Genomic DNA, 19474 nt, shown 5'->3' with positions numbered 1-19474 from the left:
TCATCTTGATCGAAGTTTCCGCGCTAACGCAGCCCAGCATTCCACGGCGATCACGTGCCCGGCACGGGCGATCCAGCCGAAATCCGATACAAGAGTCCGTCGCGGAAAATAGGCAAGGTCGATCTTCGCCTTGGCTGGAAACAGCACTTCTCTATAGTACTCCGCCGCCGGCGCGTCGGTGGGATACATCCTGTTTTCGTGTCTGAACAGGACCTGACACGGGCCGAACACACCTGGTTTGTAGTCGAGCAGCTTTTCGAACCCGTTGCGAAAGCAATCGGAAAAGCTGAGAGACTCCGGTCGAGGGCCGACAAGAGACATATCGCCTCGCAGGACGTTCCAGAGCTGCGGTAGCTCATCCAGCTTGGTCGCGGCGAGGATTCGGCCGACCGCCGTCAAACGTTCATCCTCCTGCAGCGTCAGGGGCGAGCCGCCGCTGCCGCAGTTCGGCCCGAACTTGCGAAACTTGTACATACGAAACGGTTCGCCGCCCTGTCCCAACCGGAGTTGCGAGAACAGGAGTGGCCGCCCGCTCTCGAGCCAAATGACGAACGCGACAGCGACGAAGACGGGTGAAAGCGATACCATCGCGGTGCCGGCACAGAGAACATCGATTGCGCGCCGTGCACTCAAACGAGATGAACGAGATTGCGCGCCCCATCGGTTCGCTACCTCGGGCAGGGTCATGCCACTGCCCCCACTGGGAAATCGGTGGCGAGTGCAGTCGTCAGCGCAATCACCACCTTCTCGACATCCGCCGTCGTCATTCGCGGATGCAGAGGCAGCGTCAGTTCGCGTCGAGCAAAATCTTCAGTGCGCGGGAGAAGAATCTCTGGATAGAGATCTCTGTAGAAGGTCAGGCGGTGAACGGGCGGATAATGAACCGTGGTCTGAATGCCGTGCTTGCGCAGGCGATCGATGACCCGCTGCCGGCTGGTTGCCGGCGGCAGCACGACCGGCATCAAATGGTGGGTCGACGGCCAGGGATCTTCAAAGGGAATCATCATCGATGGGCAATGTTCCGCCATGAGCTCACGGTATTTGGCCGACAACCGCCGCCTGATGTCGTTCCATTCCGGCAGCTTCTTGAGCTGCACGAGGCCAAGCGCAGCCCGCAACTCGTCCATCCGGTAGTTGAAGCCGAGAACCGTCACGTCGTAGTCGGGACGGCGGCTGGAGAGGCGTTGCCGTGTACCGCTTGTCATCCCATGAGCGCGGGCCTGCCGGATGGTCTCGCGCAGCGCCCGGCTGCGCGCAATGATCGCGCCTCCTTCGGCTGTGGTCATGTTCTTGTTTCCGTAGAAGCTGAAGGCGGCCGCCTCGCCATAGCTGCCGACCTCGGGCAGTCCAGGCGCATGAGCGGCGTCCTCGATCAAGAGAAGCCCCTTCCGGCGTGCAAAGGATTGCCAGGCATCGCGATGTGCAAGGTAGCCGGCAAAATGGACGAGGATGATGGCCTTGGTCCTGGAAGTGCACTTTGCTTCCGCTTCGTCCAGCGACATCAGTGGAACCTCTGCCGAGCCGATATCGACGAAGACTGGTTTGGCACCGACATAGAGGACGCTGTTGGCGGTCGCTACGAAGGTCAGGGAGGGGACGAGGACCTCGTCTCCGGGGCCAATGCCGAGGGCGTGCAGGATGAGGTGGAGGGCCGCAGTGCAGGAGCCGACGGCGACCGCATCCTCGGCCTCGTGCAGGCGGGCGAACGCCTGCTCGAACTCGCGAACTCGATCTCCCATCGTCACCCAGCCGCTTTCAATGACCGCGGCGAGAGCGACCTTCTCCTCGTCTCCGAGGACCGGCTCTGATACCAATAACATGTGTTCATCTCCAATCTGGCCATGAGTTCGCGCGCCGCGTGCGCGACTGTTGGGATCACTGCAGGATGAGAGCCGGAATCAGGCGGCTGCGAAACTAGCGAGTGCAGCGGACTGTTCATCCCATGCGACGTCCTGTGCTTTCAGGAAGTCCTCGACGCGCCCGATGTCGAGCCAGAGGCCGCTGTGCTTGAAGACATTGACTGGCACGTCTTCGTTGAGCATCTGAAACATCAGATCATCAAACCCAAAGGGAACGCCTGACGGGATCCGCTCGAGGATAGACGGGTCCATGCAGTAGATCCCCATGCTGACGAGATGAGTGAGCTCGGGCTTTTCACGGAAATCGCTCACGCGCCCTTCCATCTCCTCGATCACGCCAAAGTCCATCTTGGTCGGGCGGATCGACGTGGCGATCGAGAGCGGAGAGTTGCTGCGCCGATGGCGGTTCACGAACTGATTGAGATTAAGATCCGTCAGCACGTCGCCATTGAGTACGAGAAACGGCTCGTCGAGCTGGTCGCGCAGCAGCGACAATGGACCAATGGTTCCGAGCGGCTCCATTTCCTGGGTATAGTTGATGCGCATGTTCCACTGGTTACCATCTCCGCAGACGCTGCGGATTAGGTGGCCCAGATATCCGGTCGTGACGTAGACCTCCCTGATCCCGTTCCGCCTGAGCCATTTGAGGACGAGCTCAAGTACAGGACGCGCACCGATCGGCATCAGAGGTTTCGGCAAAATTGAGGTGTGGGGGCGTAAGCGAGTTCCTTTGCCGCCGCATTGAATAACCGCCTTCATAAGACCCTCCGCATTGCTAGAATTTACAATCGTTCAACTATGTACTTTTCGCCCCGCATAAGTCCGATCTCAGCGTTTCGATCTGGCAGGAGCGTGTAAAGAACGTAGGCGCAATTCAGCTGGCGCGTCTTCGTGCATTTGCATGAGACGATTTGGGTATGCGGACACGATGAAGTGCATTCAATGCGAGCGTGATCGATTTAATTGCGGCGCGCAGGCGCGGGACTGCGAAAGGCGATCGCTACGTAGCCGCGCCGATTGGCGCGTTCGAGCACGCGGAAATCAAAGTACTATCAATGCGCTGTGGGTGGATCGGGACGGTCGAGGTCTGCATCACAGACGAGCGCCACAGCAGCGTAGCTGCTGTGGCGCGTTGAGAAGATTGCAGGCCGCGTGATGGTTGCCGTACCGCGGGATTAGTCCTTTATCGCACGCCGGAGACGCCGTTGCGATGAGGTGGTAGACGCGGCCAAGGCCGCTAGTCGAGTTTGATACCGCCCGGATTCTGATTGGCGTGATCTCGACGATTGGATCGCAACGCGCTGAAGCCTACGGGTTGAGGGATGATCGAGGGCAAGGTGTGTCCATTTGCGGAGTGCACCCGTGACCCATTGTTCATTCCCCAGATCGCAGCCTGGGTTCGGTTCTGAACCCGGATCTTGCGCAGGATCGCCTTAACATGAACTTTCACGGTCGCCTCAGCTATGTCGATCTTTCGAGCGATGGACTTGTTCGAACTGCCCTCGATCAAGCAAGCTAAGATTGCTTTCTCGCGTGGAGAAAGATGTGGTGCAACCGGCTCCTCCGCGGTGAACTCGATGCCATGCTCGACCTCTTCGGTCGGTGCTCCTTCGCGCTCGAGAATGCCGTCAAGCGCGAACGACAGGAATGCTGGAGGAAAGACAGCCTCTCCCATCGTCACGAGCTCGATGGATTTGATAAAGGCATCGCAAGAATTGACGTTCACGAAATAGCCACTCGCTCCGGCCCGATGTGCCGATACAAGGTCGCTAGGACGATAATGATCCGATACGACTGCGATACGAGCGTCAGGGCTTCGAGCTCTGACGAAACGGATGTGGTCCAATGCGACATCGAAGCTATCGCCGTTGTGGATGATGAGAAACAGCAGCTGATGTGATTGGACTTCGCTTGGCAGCTCATCAGCGCTCGAAGCAGAGAGCACGATCTTGAAATTTGCAGCATGTAGAATCCGTGAAATTCCCTCCTGACTAAAATGTTTTTTCCAATAAGAACTATTTCATAAGACTGACGCCTCGGCATTGTACCCTCCAGCACCTACGCTACGCATATGACACGACTGCAATGAAGCATTTTCGAAAAATCATGAAGTCAAAGCGAACTGCGCCGATCATTCCGCCTGCCTCCATGCAGGTCGCTCATTTGATCGGTTTTGTTCGGCGCGCTACTCTTTTGTGCTACCCCGGCTGTGTGCTTCCAGCCTTTGCCGCTATTTGGCAGGTTCTTGGCCCTTAATTTGTTTATTAAGGTTTTATGAACGTTAAATCCGGATTCTAGATTTCCATATATACCGTTCGTTATAGGTGCACTTGCAGAATGCACCGGCCTCGCGTAGCGCGATCTACGCAATCTGCAGATGAGCAAACATCGAAATGTTTCCGCACATTGCGCAATCCCTAGAGCTGCGGGCCGGACTGAAATACCGCCGATCGACGCTCTCGCGGACAGAGGAGAGAGGTGTATTGATGAAGCTGCCAGAAGTAGGAATGTGAGTTTCTGGGGCGTCGTTACGGGAATCTTTCGTCGCGAGAACGGAATGTGGCGTCCGCACCGGGGTTCTACGGGCGAGGCGCCCTGAGACAATGACCGTAGCTCTGCGGTAAGCTATCCCGCGGAGTCGCATGGCTGGCGGAGACGTGAAACAATGGGAGGTGGGTGAACATTGATATTGAGGGCGACTGATGAGAAACGGGGACGACTGATTGAGAAGCGGGGGCGACTGATTGAGAAGCCCAATGAATTGCACGAGAATAGTGATTGCAGACCGGCATCCGGTGGTCTTGCGAGGTTTGACCAGCGTGCTCGGCGCGGAAGATGACTTCGAAATCGTTGCGTCTTGTGGTGATGCTGCGAGCTGCGTGCAGGCGATCGACAGTCTTGCGCCCGATATCGCAATTCTCGATTCAACGATGTCCGAGCTGATCGCACTGAGCTCCTCCGCCCTCAATCCAGTCGATCGCTCGATCCGCCTGGTGTTTTTCATCCCATCAGAAGTCTACGGGCTCGTCTCGCCGGACGCGTTTGATGGCTGCAGCGTGATCCTGAAGGAGACCTTACCCGAAGCGCTGGTGCAATCTTTGCGGAAAATCGCAATCGGTGAAAGAATCGTGCCGCAATCCTCAATTGATCAGATTGTGCCGGCGGGGCATGAGGTGAATTCAGAGAATGCGCTGGCTGTGCTGACGGACCGAGAGCGTCAGATCATGCGCCTGGTTTCGGAAGGACTATCAAACAAGCAAATTGGACGCCGCTTGAACATTGCGGATGGCACAATCAAAGTCCATCTTCACCACATCTTCCAGAAGCTGGAGATCAGCAACCGGACAGCGCTCGCGGCCTTGGCCATTTCGCGGGTTGATTGGGGCACTCCGGCCAAGTCGACGGAATGAATCGGCGGAGAGCTCTGAAAGCCGTTCTTGCTTCCAGTCCCGTGCGCGAACGCTGCTCTGCCGAGGGCAACTGACGTTCGATCGGAATTAATCCGACGCCCGCGGGGTTCTATCAGCAGGTGCTTGCTGCAGGCTATTGCTCGACCGAAAAATGGAGGACAAACAGTGGCAGACTGGTCGGTTCAGGGCTGTCGCTCACCTCGATCCGCCAGGACGGATAGTCCTGAAATGGTCCGACGACGTCACTTCGCAGGATCTCGCGGCTCAACTCAATGGCCGCCGTCCGCGCGGCGTCGATGTCGGGGAGATCCAAGCCGAGGTCGTCTGGTACTAAGCCGCCGCCGTCGTGAACGTGGAGAAAATAGCGAGGCATTGGCGCTTCCGGAAAACGAGTGCATCCCCGGGACAAAACCTAGCGGACGTCGCGGTAGCGTCCCCGAGTGGACCTACGACGAGCTGCCATTCCACGTCCATGATCATTGTTGAGTACCTCAACCTCGAACCGGATTCTCGTGATTGACATGGACTGTTGCTTCTTGCGCTCTAAGCTCACGTTGCGCCGTAACTGCCCAATTCGGCGTGTTCGGCGGCCCCGGCTTCCCTGCAAATCAGCCCCGCGCCGGGGCCGCGATCTCTTCATCGAAGGTATGGCGACTGCGCAGGCGTTGCTGATTCACTTGCACGCGTTCGCGCCAGCTCTCGGGCCGCGATCATTGGACCGGCTCGCCTGAGGCGCGCCTGGCAGCCCGGGCGGGGCCGGGATCACGCATCCACTCGCCGTGATTGCATTCACAACATCAGTCTGCGCCGCGAGCGCCTCCTCGAACAGAACAGAGAAGGGCGCTTGCCGCATTCGCTCGCCCGTGCGGAGTACCCCGCGTTCGTTGCTGCAATTCTCCCGATTCGACCGCCCCAATTTGCGCCAACCGTGTATTGGGCGATGATGATCATCGTGCGCGTGCATTTCTGATTATCGGCGAGGCGAGAGATCTGACAAATGTGCGGAATTATCGGTATTCTAGGACGAACCGCGGTATCGGGGCGATTGATCGATTCACTCAGGCGGCTCGAATATCGGGGGTATGACTCAACAGGCCTGGCAACTCTCAATGACGGTCGTCTCGAGCGCCGTCGGGCCGAAGGCAAGCTCAAGAACCTGGAGGCGCGGCTGCTTGCAGATCCACTGAGCGGTGATGCCGGAATTGGTCACACGCGCTGGGCTACGCACGGCAAGCCGACCGAGCACAATGCCCATCCACATGCGACCGAGCGCGTCGCCGTGGTGCACAATGGCATCATCGAGAATTTCAGGAAACTGCGCCAGACGCTAGAAGACAAGGGCGCCACCTTCACGAGCGATACCGATACGGAAGTCGTCGTACATCTCGTTCATTCCTACCTGCTGATGGGCTATTCGCCTCAGGAAGCCGTGTGGGCGTCGCTGCCGCAGCTGCGTGGCGCCTTTGCGTTGGTGTTCCTTTTCAACGGATATCGCAATCTTCTGATCGGAGCACGTAGGGGGTCGCCTCTGGCGGTGGGGTATGGCAAAGGCGAGACCTATCTCGGCTCCGATGCGATTGCGCTCGCTCCCTTCGCCGATGGCATCAGCTACCTCGAGGACGGTGACTGGGTGGAGCTGTCGCGTGAGAAGGGGGTGATCCGGGACGCGAATGGCGCCGTCGTTGCCCGCGAGGTGCTGAATTCGGGTGGGGCCTCGTTCGTCGCCGACAAGGCCAACTATCGCCATTTCATGGCCAAGGAGATTTGCGAGCAGCCGGACGTGGTCGGCCGCACGCTGGCCCATTATGTCGATATGAGGGGCGAGCGGGCGGCGTTGCCGATCAGGCTGCCGTTCCACTTCAGCGACGTGAGGCGCGCGACGATTGCGGCCTGCGGCACCGCAAGCTATGCCGGCGCGATTGCGAAGTACTGGATCGAACAGCTGGCAAATATCCCTGTTGATGTCGATATTGCCTCCGAGTTCCGTTATCGCGAAGCGCCACTCCGCAAGGGCGATCTCGCGATCTTCATCTCGCAATCCGGTGAAACCGCCGACACGCTGGCAGCACTTCGCCATGCCAGGGAAAAGGGGGCGCACACCGTCTCCGTGGTGAACGTGCCGACTTCCACCATTGCGCGTGAGAGCGATATAGTGCTGCCGACGTTGGCTGGTCCGGAAATCGGCGTCGCCTCCACCAAGGCCTTCACATGTCAATTGATGGCGCTCGCCGCCTTCGCGGTCGCTGCGGGAGCAGCGCGCGGCGAGATCTCCGCGAGCGAGGAGAGGAGGCTGGTCAGAGCGCTGATCGAAGTGCCGCGTTTGATGGCGGCAGCTCTCGCCAGCGAGCCGCAGATCGAGAATCTTGCTCGCACCATCGCGAAAACGCGGGACGTGCTTTATCTTGGCCGCGGCACCAGCTATCCGCTGGCGCTCGAAGGGGCGCTGAAGCTGAAAGAGATCTCCTACATCCACGCCGAAGGCTATGCCGCAGGCGAACTTAAACATGGCCCGATTGCCCTGGTCGATGAGAACATGCCTGTTGTGGTCATCGCGCCCTTCGACCGTCTGTTCGAAAAGACGATGTCGAACATGCAAGAGGTCGCCGCGCGCGGGGGCAGGATCATCCTGATGACGGATGCCAGGGGAGCGGCGGAGGCGGCCGTCGAGCCTGAAGCCACGATATTGCTGCCGGAGATGGTGCCGACCTTCGCGCCGATCGTCTACGCCGTTCCAATCCAGTTGCTCGCCTATCATACGGCCGTGATCATGGGCACCGACGTGGACCAGCCGCGCAACCTCGCTAAATCGGTGACGGTCGAATAAGCAGCGAAAGTCCCTTGCGGCACAGTGTCCCGCGGTCGCCGGCGTCGCCGCTAACGCAACGAAAGTGCAGCCAACACTCGGATCGCATGGGGGGAGTACTCCCTTTGGGTCGAGAGAATAGTCCGTCGTCCTGCTACAAATTCCTGCTGATACGTCGTGCAATATCGAACAACCGCCAACGACAGCGTTAGCGCCGAAGGCGGACAGAGATCATTTTTCTGTGCGGCCGGCGTGCGCATTGACGCATCCGGGAGGAAAACCTGGATTGCAAAGCTCCGCCAAGCGCTGACTTGCGAACTTCACTGAATTTCGCCGCGGCCCGGCCGAATGTTTCGCGGCAACGTGAATGTTCAAAAATGATGTGTAGACTCGGACAGAGGGAGCATTAAGGTGACCTATTCCTCGACCATCCAGACATCGTTTTCCGGGCCATCGACCGCCAGCACCTATCCGCCGCACAACGGTCTTGCCGTCGGGTCGAACTTCGTTGTGATGATCGAGGGATCGCTGATCGAATGGACGAACTTGACCGGCGGGTCGCCGACCCAGCAATCGGTCTACAGCTTCTTCTCATCGCTGTCGCCGACCGGCGGGCTTTTCGATCAGCGCGTCGTCTACGACAGCGTCAATCAGCGCTTTGTCGCGATGATGGAGTACCTGGCGCCGGACGGCACCACCACCTCCATGGATATTGCGGTCTCCAAGGACTCAAATCCGAACGATGGCTGGACCTTCTCGCAGCTCAATACGACCGTCACGATCAACGGTCAGTCGACCGACTCTGACCGCCCGACGTTGGCGGTCGACGGTTCGAACATCTACATCTCGGCAGCTCAGTACAACAGCAACGTGTCCGGTTACGCCGGCACGGAAAACTGGGTGATCGGCGATACGGCGGGTGCGGGCGGTGGCATCTATGGCGGAGGCACGTTGAGCGTGACCGCAAGCGAAGTCATGCCGTCGACGCAGGACATCTTTGCCGTTGCAGCCGGCACCAATGGCAAGACCTACTACGCGAGCGCGTTCTCCAGCGGAGGCCAGGTCGTCGTTGGCCTGCAGACCTACGACAAGACCACCGATACATTCAGCGCCACCAGCACGATCGCCCTTGGCAATATCGACCAGGGCGGCAGCTACACCGCCCAGCAGCAGGGGACCAGCCTTCTGCTCGATGCCGGCGACAACCGCGTTGCCAACGTGGTCTATGCCAACGGCTTCCTCTATGGAGTGGCCGAGATGAAGCCGAGCGGGTCGAGCGTACCGCTGGTCCATTGGTTCAAGATCGACGTCAGTAATCCCAGTGCTCCGTCTCTCGTGGCGCAGGGCGACATCTCCGGTGCCGCAATCGGAACCGGTGTGGTGACCTTCAATCCGTCCATCGCGGTGGACGCATCGGGCGACGTGATCATCAATTTCACCGCCAGTGGTCCGAACATGTTTCCGGCGGACTACTACGTTTTCCAGGGCGGCGGCGATCCCGCGGGCTCTTTCAGCGCGCCGGTCCTGTATCAGGCGAGTGCCAGTTTCTTCAACTCGGGCGATGGAAGCAGCGTGCAGCCCTGGGGCTCCAATTCATCGGCCACGGTCGACCCGAACAATCCGAACTCGTTCTGGATATCGAATGAATATGTCGCCGGCGGCTGGTGGCAGACGGCGGTCGCTCGGATCGCCATTCAGAGTTCCGCAGCAGGTCCGGCTATTTCCTCGATCGCGGCCTCGGGCACCGGCATCACCAGCGGCGCCGGCGATCTCAATGCGGGCAAGGCGGTCACGCTGGCGGTGAACTTCAGCGCGGCCGTGACGGTCAATACCGCGGGGGAACCCCGAGGCTCACCCTCAACGATGGCGGCACGGCGAGCTACACCGGTGGCTCGGGGAGCACAGCGCTCACCTTCAGCTACACGGTGGCGGCAGGCCAGAACACCGCCGATCTCATCGTCTCATCGCTCGCCCTCAACGGCGCGACGATCACCGGTGGCAACGGCATTGCTGCCAACCTGACGGCGGCCACCAACTACAATCCGCTCGGCACCCTGCAGATCGACACCACGGCGCCGACGATTGCCTCGATCGTCGCTTCCGGCACCGGCATCACCAACGGCAGCGGCAATGTGAGCACCGGCCAGGTCGTCACATTGACGGTGAATCTGAGCGAGGCGGTGACGGTCAACACCGCCGGCGGCGCACCGACTCTGACCCTCAATGATGGCGGCACGGCGAGCTATACCGGCGGCTCGGGCAGCGCCGCGCTCACCTTCAGCTACACGGTGGCGGCCGGCCAGACCACGTCCGATCTCGCCATCTCGGCGCTCAACCTCAATGGCGCGGTCGTCAGCGACGGCGCCGCCAACGCCGCCAACCTGGCCGGCGCGACCAACTACAATCCCGCCGGCATCCTGCAGGTCAACCCGACGGTACCGACGGTTGCTTCGATCGCGGCCTCGGGCACCGGCATCACCAGCGGCGCCGGCGATCTCAATGCGGGCAAGGCGGTCACGCTGACGGTCAATTTCAGTGCGGCCGTGACGGTCAACACCACCGGCGGCGCACCGACGCTGACCCTCAACGATGGCGGCACGGCAAGCTACACCGGCGGCTCGGGGAGCACGGCGCTCACCTTCAGCTACACGGTGGCGGCAGGCCAGAACACCGCCGATCTCATCGTCTCATCGTTCAGCCTCAACGGCGCGACGATCACCGATGGCAGCGGCAATGCCGCCAATCTGTCGGCGGCCACCAACTACAATCCGGCCGGCACCCTGCAGATTGACACGACGGCTCCGACGATTGCCTCGATCGTCGCTTCCGGCACCGGCATCACCAATGGCAGCGGCAGCGTGAACACCGGTCAGCTCGTCACCTTGACCGTCAACCTCAGTGAGGCCGTCACAGTCAGCACCACCGGCGGCACGCCGACGCTCACCCTCAACGATGGCGGCACGGCGAGCTACACCGGTGGCTCCGGCGGCACCGCGCTCACCTTCAGCTACACGGTGGCGGCAGGCCAGACCACGTCCGATCTCGCCATCTCGTCGTTGAACCTCAACGGTGGGGCGATCAACGACAGACCCGGCAACGCCGCCAACTTGTCAGGAGCCGCCAACTACAATCCCACTGGCATCCTGCAGGTCAACCCAACCACCGCCGCCAAGCCTAGCCACATCGTCGTCCTTTCCCTGGAAAACGAGAACTATTCTGACATCGTAGGTAGTTCCCAGGCGCCTTACCTGAACTCGCTGATCGCTCAGGGGATGCTGCTCACCAACTACTACGGTGTGACCCATCCGAGCCAGCCCAATTACATTGCCCTGTTTTCCGGCTCGACGCAGGGCATCACCAACAACGGCACCTTTCCCCAGCTTCCGGCCAGCGTCCCGACACTGGCGAGCACGCTCGCCGCGAGCGGTTACACCTTCGGCGGTTACGCCGAAACCACGGCGGATCCCGAACGCCAACCTTGATCCACTTCGCCAATTCGGCCAGCGACGCTCACGATTTCAGCGCTTTCCCTCAGACTGCAGCCGGCTTCGCCAACCTTCCGACGGTCTCCTATGCTTCGCCCAACGACGCCGACAACATGACGCCGACGAGCGACAATGGCGGTGGGATTCCGGCGGGCGACGCCTGGGTCCAAGCCAATCTCTCGGCCTACGCTGCGTGGGCGCAGGCCAACAATTCGCTGCTGATCGTCACCTTCGACGAAAACAACACCAATCCAGCGGTGACCTACCCCGATCACGTTGCGGCGATCGTCGTCGGCGCGGGGTCCCGGCCGGGGTCGTCAACGACTCGCCGGCTGGTCCGTATTCCTTGCTCGCCACGATCGAAAGCCTTTACGGCGCTGCGCCGATCGGCGCCAGCGCCGGGGTACCGGCACTCAACTTCTACTCGTCGACGCCGGCGAGGGCGTCCGCCTCGGTCACTCGCTCATTTTCCGGATTGTCCGACCCGACCAACAATCCGCCCCAAAATGCGTTAGCGGTAGGGCCAAATTACATTTTCACTGCGGAGACCACGCACTACGAGATAACTGGCCTTAGCGGCAATCCAATTATATCCAACGGATCATTGTATAGCTTGTTCGCGTCGCTTGGCGGCACGCTTGACAACTCCCCTTCTCGATGCGCGCGCCGCCTATGACAGTTCAACCGGCCGCTATGTGGTCACCGTGGATAATTTTCAACCAGGAGGCGGGAACTTCGCCACCAATATCGATATCGCCGTGTCGGTGGATAGTAATCCGAACGACGGCTGGTATTTGGCTTCGATCGACACGTCCAACGGCAGCACGACCCAGTCGGACATGCCCTATCTGTCGGTCAGCAACGGCAAGATCTACATCTCCACGCCCGAATTTATCGACGCGGGAGGCGGCTACAACAATGGCGAATTCGTCGTCAACGAAAGCAGCGTAATAGCCGCCGCAAACACCGCGATCACGCCTGACGCCAGCAGTAGCGTACCTGGGACCGCCGGCATCATGCGCAATGTCGCCGGAGACAATGGGGTGACCTACTATTTGAGCGCCCATTCAACCGCGAGGCAAACCGCGCTCGCATATCAAACGTACGATCCGACGCATGGCTTCAGCGGGACGCAAACGCTCTTCCTCGGCGACGCCGATGTGGGAGGGGCGGAAGCAATTACACCGCCGCGCAGTTGGGCACGACCAAGAGGATCGACATTAATGACGGGCGTATCCAAAGCCTTGCCTACACTTCCTCCGGAGGACACAATTACGTCTACGGCGTGAGCGAAGCCATGCCGACCGCAGGGGGCTCGCTCAAATCGAGTGGTTCAAGCTCGATGTCACCGATCCCACGAATCCGCAATTTGTCATCGGGAACGTCATTTCCGGCGCGTCCATCGGCACGGGTGTCGCCGTGTTCGATCCTTCGATTGCGGTCGACAAGAACGGCGACGTGCTCATCAATTTCTCGGCCTCGGGGCCGAACATGTATCCTTCCGACTACTATATGGTGCTCGGCGCCGGCACTTCCGCCTTCACCGCGCCGACGCTTTACCAGGCGAGCACCACGTATCTCGATTCCGGCAGCCTGAACGACCAGCGCTGGGGGACCTATTCGACCGCAGTCGCCGATCCGAACAACCCAAGCGGGTTCTGGATATCGAATGAATATGTCGCCAACGGCTGGTGGCAGACGGTGGTCGCTCAGATCGCCCTCCAGGGTTCCGCGGCAACAGCACCAACGGTTTCCTCGATCGCGGCCTCGGGCACCGGCATCACCAGCGGCGCCGGCGATCTCAATGCGGGCAAGGCGGTCACGCTGACGGTGAACTTCAGCACGGCCGTGACGGTCAATACCGCGGGGGGAACCCCGAGGCTCACCCTCAACGATGGCGGCACGGCGAGCTACACCGGTGGCTCGGGGAGCACAGCGCTCACCTTCAGCTACACGGTGGCGGCAGGCCAGAACACCGCCGATCTCATCGTCTCATCGCTCACCCTCAACGGCGCGACGATCACCGGTGGCAACGGCATTGCTGCCAACCTGACGGCGGCCACCAACTACAATCCGCTCGGCACCCTGCAGATCGACACCACGGCGCCGACGATTGCCTCGATCGTCGCTTCCGGCACCGGCATCACCAACGGCAGCGGCAATGTGAGCACCGGCCAGGTCGTCACATTGACGGTGAATCTGAGCGAGGCGGTGACGGTCAACACCGCCGGCGGCGCACCGACTCTGACCCTCAATGATGGCGGCACGGCGAGCTATACCGGCGGCTCGGGCAGCGCCGCGCTCACCTTCAGCTACACGGTGGCGGCCGGCCAGACCACGTCCGATCTCGCCATCTCGGCGCTCAACCTCAATGGCGCGGTCGTCAGCGACGGCGCCGCCAACGCCGCCAACCTGGCCGGCGCGACCAACTACAATCCCGCCGGCATCCTGCAGGTCAACCCGACGGTACCGACGGTTGCTTCGATCGCGGCCTCGGGCACCGGCATCACCAGCGGCGCCGGCGATCTCAATGCGGGCAAGGCGGTCACGCTGGCGGTGAACTTCAGCGCGGCCGTGACGGTCAATACCGCGGGGAACCCCGAGGCTCACCCTCAACGATGGCGGCACGGCGAGCTACACCGGTGGCTCGGGGAGCACAGCGCTCACCTTCAGCTACACGGTGGCGGCAGGCCAGAACACCGCCGATCTCATCGTCTCATCGTTCAGCCTCAACGGCGCGACGATCACCGATGGCAGCGGCAATGCCGCCAATCTGTCGGCGGCCACCAACTACAATCCGGCCGGCACCCTGCAGATTGACACCACGGCGCCGACGATTGCCTCGATCGTCGCTTCCGGCACCGGCATCACCAATGGCAGCGGCAGCGTGAACACCGGTCAGGTCGTCACATTGACGGTGAATCTGAGCGAGGCGGTGACGGTCAACACCGCCGGCGGCGCACCGACTCTGACCCTCAATGATGGCGGCACGGCGAGCTATACCGGCGGCTCGGGCAGCGCCGCGCTCACCTTCAGCTACACGGTGGCGGCCGGCCAGACCACGTCCGATCTCGCCATCTCGGCGCTCAACCTCAATGGCGCGGTCGTCAGCGACGGCGCCGCCAACGCCGCCAACCTGGCCGGCGCGACCAACTACAATCCCGCCGGCATCCTGCAGGTCAACCCGACGGTACCGACGGTTGCCTCGATCGCGGCCTCGGGCACCGGCATCGCCAGCGGCGCCGGCGATCTCAACGCGGGCAAGGCGGTCACGCTGACGGTCAATTTCAGTGCGGCCGTGACGGTCAACACCACCGGCGGCGCACCGACGCTGACCCTCAACGATGGCGGCACGGCAAGCTACACCGGCGGCTCGGGGAGCACGGCGCTCACCTTCAGCTACACGGTGGCGGCAGGCCAGAACACCGCCGATCTCATCGTCTCATCGTTCAGCCTCAACGGCGCGACGATCACCGATGGCAGCGGCAATGCCGCCAATCTGTCGGCGGCCACCAACTACAATCCGGCCGGCACCCTGCAGATTGACACGACGGCTCCGACGATTGCCTCGATCGTCGCTTCCGGCACCGGCATCACCAATGGCAGCGGCAGCGTGAACACCGGTCAGCTCGTCACCTTGACCGTCAACCTCAGTGAGGCCGTCACAGTCAGCACCACCGGCGGCACGCCGACGCTCACCCTCAACGATGGCGGCACGGCGAGCTACACCGGTGGCTCCGGCGGCACCGCGCTCACCTTCAGCTACACGGTGGCGGCAGGCCAGACCACGTCCGATCTCGCCATCTCGTCGTTGAACCTCAACGGTGGGGCGATCAACGACAGACCCGGCAACGCCGCCAACTTGTCAGGAGCCGCCAACTACAATCCCACCGGCACCCTGCAGGTCAACCCGACCACGACCACCACTGGCGTACCGAAGTACAGCCACATCGTCGTCGTCGTCGAAGAAAATCACAACTATGATCAGATCGCCGGCAATAGCCAGGCACCTTTCATCAACAGCCTCATGGCCGGCGGCGCATCGCTCACCAACATGACGGCGGAGGCTCATCCGAGCCAACCGAACTATTTCGTCACATATGCCGGCTCGACATTCGGCACCACCGATGACAACTCCTACAGCCTTCCGGATCCAACGCTGTACACAGTGCTGAAAAACGCGGGTCTCTCGTTCACGGGCTATGTGGACGAGGGCGGAAGTGGCAGTGACTTCAATCATGACCCCTGGGTTTCATTCCCGGAGGGCCGCACTGTTCAAACAGATTTCACCAGCTTCCCAGCGCTTTTTGCCAACGGCAATTATTCCAGCCTGCCGACCGTCTCGTTCGTCATTCCCAGCGTGAGTAACGACATGCACAACGGGACAATCGCGCAAGGTGATACATGGCTTCAGCAAAACTTGGGTGCCTATGCTCAGTGGGCGGTCAACAACAACTCGCTGCTGATCGTGACCTGGGACGAAAATGACGATTCGACCTCAGAGGCTGCTTCCAACACGGTTCCAACTCTCTTGTATGGCGCCAACGTGGTCCCGGGAAACTACAGCACCGCCTACAACCACTACAATGTTCTGAGCACGATCACTGCTTCGTTGGGCTTGACCGCTCCCAATAACGCCGCGACAGCGCCGCCCATTCAAGTGTTTGGGACAGCTGCCGGTGGGGCCGCGCTGGCGGCGGTGGATCAGGACGCGGGGCCCGAGGTCCCGGCACTGACCATCAGCAACACCTCGCTGACCGTGCAGGCCGGAGGATCCGTGGCGTTGGGCATCACCGCGACTCCCGTCGACTCCGACGACAAACTGTCGCTGACGATCAGCGGCTTGCCCAGTTACGAATCGATCACAGCTCCTGCCGGAAATAATATTACGAGCAGCCTTCAATCGAACGGAACCTATACCTGGTCCATTACCGAGGGTTCCTCCACGATAGGCAATCCACTCACCGGGCTGATGCTATCGTCGAACTATACGGGCACCGACCACCCGGTCGCTACGTTCACGGTGACAGCGAGCAACACAACTTCGGGCGAATCCGCCACGTCGGTGGCGCAGACCATGCAAGTGACCGATCCTCCGGCGGCAACGTCGGGTGGTGCGGCAGGGTCTTCATTGGCTGGCCCGAATGGCGCTTCGAGCTGGGATGCGGGGCATATCGGCCGCCTTGCGGCCATGATGGATCAATTCGCGGCGGCCGGGCTGCTCGGAGACGCCTCTGGCCCGGTCCGCCAGACATTCAATCCGATCGGCGCCTTGGAGAATCCAGCGTTGCTGGCTGCTCCCCATTTTCACACAGGATGAGCACGGTGGATCCGGTTTGCTATCGTTAACTGCTTGGCTGTGTCGAGAGCTTGCAACCTCTAAAGCGAGTATCCAGGATGCGCCGTTGACTGAACACATGCCGGAGGAGTCCCTGCGGCGGCCTGCGGGTCGGTCGCGAGCGCTGCAACTTCAACGCGTCTTCTTGCGGGCCTGTCATCAAGGATCTTAATGTTTAACACAGGCCGGCGAGGCCCATCCGCAGGCGCGACCTCGGTCGACCTTTTGTCTCCTCCACTTGCAAAACCTGCTTCCCATGCCCGCCCATGCGCGGGTGACATGAAAAAGAGCCGCAGGATCTAAGTGGATCCTGCGGCGTGTCCGGGAAAATTGAATGTTTACGGAATGAGCACTTCCAGCCCCGGCTGGCAGCAATGATTCCAGAACCTGGTTCACGGATGGAGTCCAAAACGACTGTTCCTAAGCGGAACAGAAGAGGTGTTGCATCGGTGCCACGTCTTCACGTCGCAGGGAATAGAGAACTGCGCTTGGAGTTCGCGTGACATCAATCTGAGGCTCGCCAGATGGAGCATATTCAGGGTGGGGCTGCTCGGCAGAGTAATCGCTTGTTTGAATGTTTAGCCTTACGAATTGGGCACGAGCTTGGTGGAATGGTATCGATGCCAGATCGGGTTCATACGGACACCATCCAGGGACGGACTGAGGGCAGGTAGTCAGACGTCGTCGGTATATTCCGGCAAGTCAAATCTTTCGAGCTCGGATTTGTCAGTGTCGTCAAGACGGCTACCGCACGAACCTGACGGGAAGATTCACCCGGCAGCCCTGCTGTAAGCTGCCGGAAGCTCAAGCGATCCGCCTAAACGACTCCACCGGCCGGACCTGGCGTCGAAGGTTAGTCGCCCCCAACGTCAGAAGTTTTCAATCCATGAGCGGGCTTGCCTGTGCGGAAGGCGATGCAGACCAGTGCTTCGATGTTGTCGGCGGATCGTGTCCCGTGGCGTGGTGTAGCTGGCGGTGGATCACCGCGTTCGCCGGCGAGAGCCGGGCTGGTCAGCTGGCGATAGCCGTGAGGCTGACGCTCGGATCATCGCTCAACGGCGCGATTGTTTGCAGTGTCATGTAACGGGCGCGCTGGACGGCCCATTCATCGTTCTGTTCGGGCAGGATCGCGCCGATGAGGCGAACGATGGCGTCCTCATTGGGGAAGATGCCGACCACCTCGGTCCGCCGCTTGATCTCGCCGTTGAGGCGCTCGATCGGGTTGGTGGAGTGCAGCTTGGTCCGGTGCTGCGGCGGGAACGTCATGTAGGCCAGCACGTCGGTCTCGGCCTCGTCGAGGAAGCCGGCAAGCTTCGGCAGCTTCGGGCGGAGCTGGTCGGCGACCTTGCGCCACTGGGTTCGCGCGGCCTCGGCATCGTCCTGTGCGAATGCTGTGGCAATGAAGGCCGAGACGACGCGGCGGCCGCTCTTGCCGGCATGCGCCAGCGCGTTGCGCATGAAGTGGACGCGGCAGCGCTGCCAGCTGGCGTTGAGCACCTTGGCGACAGTGGCCTTGATGCCTTCGTGGGCGTCGGAGACGACCAGCTTGACGCCGCGCAGGCCGCGGCGAGCGAGCTTGCGCAGGAACGCCGTCCAGAACGTCTCGGCCTCGGAGGGACCAATATCCATGCCGAGAACTTCACGCCGGCCGTCGCTGTTGACGCCGACCGCGACAATCACCGCGACCGCCACGATGCGGCCATTCTGGCGCACCTTCACGTAGGTGGCGTCGATCCACAGATACGGCCAGTCGCCCTCGATCGGGCGGGCGAGGAAGGCCTTCACCTTGTCGTCGATCTCCGCGCAGAGCCGGCTGACCTGGCTCTTGGAGATGCCGGTCATGCCCATGGCCTGGACCAGATCGTCGACCGAGCGGGTCGAAACGCCCTGCACATAGGCCTCCTGCACCACGGCGGTGAGCGCCTTCTCGGCCATGCGGCGCGGCTCCAGGAAGCCCGGGAAGTAGGAGCCCTTGCGCAGCTTGGGAATGCGCAGTTCGACCGCACCGGCACGGGTCTCCCAGATCCGGTCGCGGTAGCCGTTGCGCTGGGCCAGACGCTCGGGGCTCTTCTCGCCATAGGCCGCCCCGGTCTGGCCTTCGACTTCCAGCTCCATCAGGCGCTGGGCGGCAAAGCCGATCATCTCGCGCAGCAGATCGGCGTCCGGGGTCTTCTCTACGAGCGTGCGCAGGTTCATCATGTCGTCGGTCATCGGTGGTTCCTCGGTTGCGTTGGCGTGTCGCAACCCGATCCTACCGGAGAACTGCCGGTGGCCACCGCAAAGCCGCCCGCCCGCTACGGCGCTATTTGAGGGCGCGCGTCCGGGCGGCTTTGCTCTACCGAGCTACACCACCACCGGGGAGTACGATGCCAAGCTGATGACTGCTTGTGGGTGCAAGTCCCATCCGGCCAAAGCCGAAGCAGGCAGGCCGGGACCGAGTCTTGCGGGCGTCGCGGCAACGCGGGGTTCGAAGTGTAGACAGGAGCCATGCGGGGTGCGGGAATGAGCCTCGAAAGGTGGATGTTCGCGGAGGCCGAGTGTGTTCCCTAAACACGAAGGCAGCATGAGCATCGTCGTTA

The 19474-nt window shown here is 61.2% G+C and carries 14 protein-coding genes; 8 read left to right on the top strand and 6 right to left on the bottom strand.

The features are described 5' to 3' along the window. The 4 genes from ACTGJ9_RS35670 to ACTGJ9_RS35655 form a co-directional block, all read right to left on the bottom strand. Positions 1-687, bottom strand: a complete 687-nt coding sequence (locus tag ACTGJ9_RS35670; protein ID WP_456674859.1) for a sugar transferase — start codon at positions 685-687, stop codon at positions 1-3. Then, positions 684-1739, bottom strand: coding sequence for a DegT/DnrJ/EryC1/StrS family aminotransferase (locus ACTGJ9_RS35665; protein ID WP_456678730.1), 1056 nt, complete (start codon positions 1737-1739; stop codon positions 684-686). Before ACTGJ9_RS35665 ends, ACTGJ9_RS35670 begins: the two co-directional genes overlap by 4 nt. 159 nt (positions 1740-1898) lie before the next feature. Beyond that, the gene (locus ACTGJ9_RS35660; RefSeq protein ID WP_456674858.1) at positions 1899-2618 is read right to left on the bottom strand and encodes a nucleotidyltransferase family protein; all 720 of its coding nucleotides are present in this window, start codon (positions 2616-2618) and stop codon (positions 1899-1901) included. A 478-nt stretch (positions 2619-3096) separates the two neighbouring features. Then, positions 3097-3804: a LuxR C-terminal-related transcriptional regulator gene (locus ACTGJ9_RS35655; protein WP_456674857.1), complete on the bottom strand. Its 708-nt coding sequence runs from the start codon at positions 3802-3804 to the stop codon at positions 3097-3099. A gap of 829 nt (positions 3805-4633) precedes the next feature. Here ACTGJ9_RS35655 and ACTGJ9_RS35650 point away from each other — a divergent pair. Next, positions 4634-5269 carry a LuxR C-terminal-related transcriptional regulator gene (locus ACTGJ9_RS35650; RefSeq protein WP_456674856.1) on the top strand — a complete coding sequence of 212 codons (636 nt, stop codon included), beginning with the start codon at positions 4634-4636 and terminating at the stop codon, positions 5267-5269. A gap of 133 nt (positions 5270-5402) precedes the next feature. Here ACTGJ9_RS35650 and ACTGJ9_RS35645 read toward each other — a convergent pair whose 3' ends face one another. Then, positions 5403-5642 (bottom strand): DUF6894 family protein, encoded by a 240-nt coding sequence (locus ACTGJ9_RS35645; protein ID WP_456674855.1) that lies wholly within the window; start codon positions 5640-5642, stop codon positions 5403-5405. A gap of 624 nt (positions 5643-6266) precedes the next feature. Between ACTGJ9_RS35645 and glmS the strand changes: the two genes are divergently transcribed. From glmS to ACTGJ9_RS35610, 7 genes are all read left to right on the top strand, one after another. Then, a complete protein-coding gene (glmS, locus tag ACTGJ9_RS35640) occupies positions 6267-8093 on the top strand; it encodes a glutamine--fructose-6-phosphate transaminase (isomerizing) (RefSeq protein WP_456674854.1) in 1827 nt (608 codons plus the stop codon). A gap of 390 nt (positions 8094-8483) precedes the next feature. Next, positions 8484-10094 (top strand): hypothetical protein, encoded by a 1611-nt coding sequence (locus ACTGJ9_RS35635; RefSeq protein ID WP_456674853.1) that lies wholly within the window; start codon positions 8484-8486, stop codon positions 10092-10094. Continuing rightward, entirely contained in the window at positions 9998-11554 is a 1557-nt protein-coding gene (locus tag ACTGJ9_RS35630) for a beta strand repeat-containing protein (protein WP_456674852.1), read from the top strand. The genes ACTGJ9_RS35635 and ACTGJ9_RS35630 overlap by 97 nt, the downstream gene beginning before the upstream one ends. Beyond that, on the top strand, positions 11551-12072 hold the full coding sequence (locus ACTGJ9_RS35625; protein ID WP_456674851.1) for an alkaline phosphatase family protein: 522 nt from the start codon (positions 11551-11553) through the stop codon (positions 12070-12072). The genes ACTGJ9_RS35630 and ACTGJ9_RS35625 overlap by 4 nt, the downstream gene beginning before the upstream one ends. Before the next feature lie 123 nt (positions 12073-12195). Further along, positions 12196-12846, top strand: a complete 651-nt coding sequence (locus ACTGJ9_RS35620; protein ID WP_456674850.1) for a hypothetical protein — start codon at positions 12196-12198, stop codon at positions 12844-12846. 130 nt (positions 12847-12976) lie between these two features. Continuing rightward, positions 12977-14377, top strand: a complete 1401-nt coding sequence (locus ACTGJ9_RS35615; RefSeq protein ID WP_456674849.1) for a hypothetical protein — start codon at positions 12977-12979, stop codon at positions 14375-14377. 1207 nt (positions 14378-15584) lie between these two features. Further along, a complete protein-coding gene (locus tag ACTGJ9_RS35610) occupies positions 15585-16877 on the top strand; it encodes an alkaline phosphatase family protein (RefSeq protein ID WP_456678729.1) in 1293 nt (430 codons plus the stop codon). A gap of 1029 nt (positions 16878-17906) precedes the next feature. On the opposite strand, the gene ACTGJ9_RS35605 is transcribed toward ACTGJ9_RS35610, so the two are convergent. Next, on the bottom strand, positions 17907-19106 hold the full coding sequence (locus tag ACTGJ9_RS35605) for an IS256 family transposase (RefSeq protein WP_456674848.1): 1200 nt from the start codon (positions 19104-19106) through the stop codon (positions 17907-17909). Between the last annotated feature and the right edge of the window lie 368 nt (positions 19107-19474).

Source organism: Bradyrhizobium sp. RDM12 (genome assembly GCF_051917485.1).
Classification (GTDB): Bacteria; Pseudomonadota; Alphaproteobacteria; order Rhizobiales; family Xanthobacteraceae; genus Bradyrhizobium.
The sequence above is the reverse complement of the archived record's forward strand: the minus strand, read 5'-3'. Positions and strand labels throughout refer to the sequence as shown.

What these genes read in the sequence shown, in the direction of transcription:
- ACTGJ9_RS35610 (WP_456678729.1), top strand. Translation starts at nt 15,585, where the DNA reads ATGGCCGGCGGCGCATCGCTCACCAACATGACGGCGGAGGCTCATCCG.
- ACTGJ9_RS35605 (WP_456674848.1), bottom strand. Translation starts at nt 19,106, where the DNA reads ATGACCGACGACATGATGAACCTGCGCACGCTCGTAGAGAAGACCCCG.
- ACTGJ9_RS35645 (WP_456674855.1), bottom strand. Translation starts at nt 5,642, where the DNA reads ATGCCTCGCTATTTTCTCCACGTTCACGACGGCGGCGGCTTAGTACCA.
- ACTGJ9_RS35665 (WP_456678730.1), bottom strand. Translation starts at nt 1,739, where the DNA reads ATGGGAGATCGAGTTCGCGAGTTCGAGCAGGCGTTCGCCCGCCTGCAC.
- ACTGJ9_RS35660 (WP_456674858.1), bottom strand. Translation starts at nt 2,618, where the DNA reads ATGAAGGCGGTTATTCAATGCGGCGGCAAAGGAACTCGCTTACGCCCC.
- glmS (WP_456674854.1), top strand. Translation starts at nt 6,267, where the DNA reads ATGTGCGGAATTATCGGTATTCTAGGACGAACCGCGGTATCGGGGCGA.
- ACTGJ9_RS35670 (WP_456674859.1), bottom strand. Translation starts at nt 687, where the DNA reads ATGACCCTGCCCGAGGTAGCGAACCGATGGGGCGCGCAATCTCGTTCA.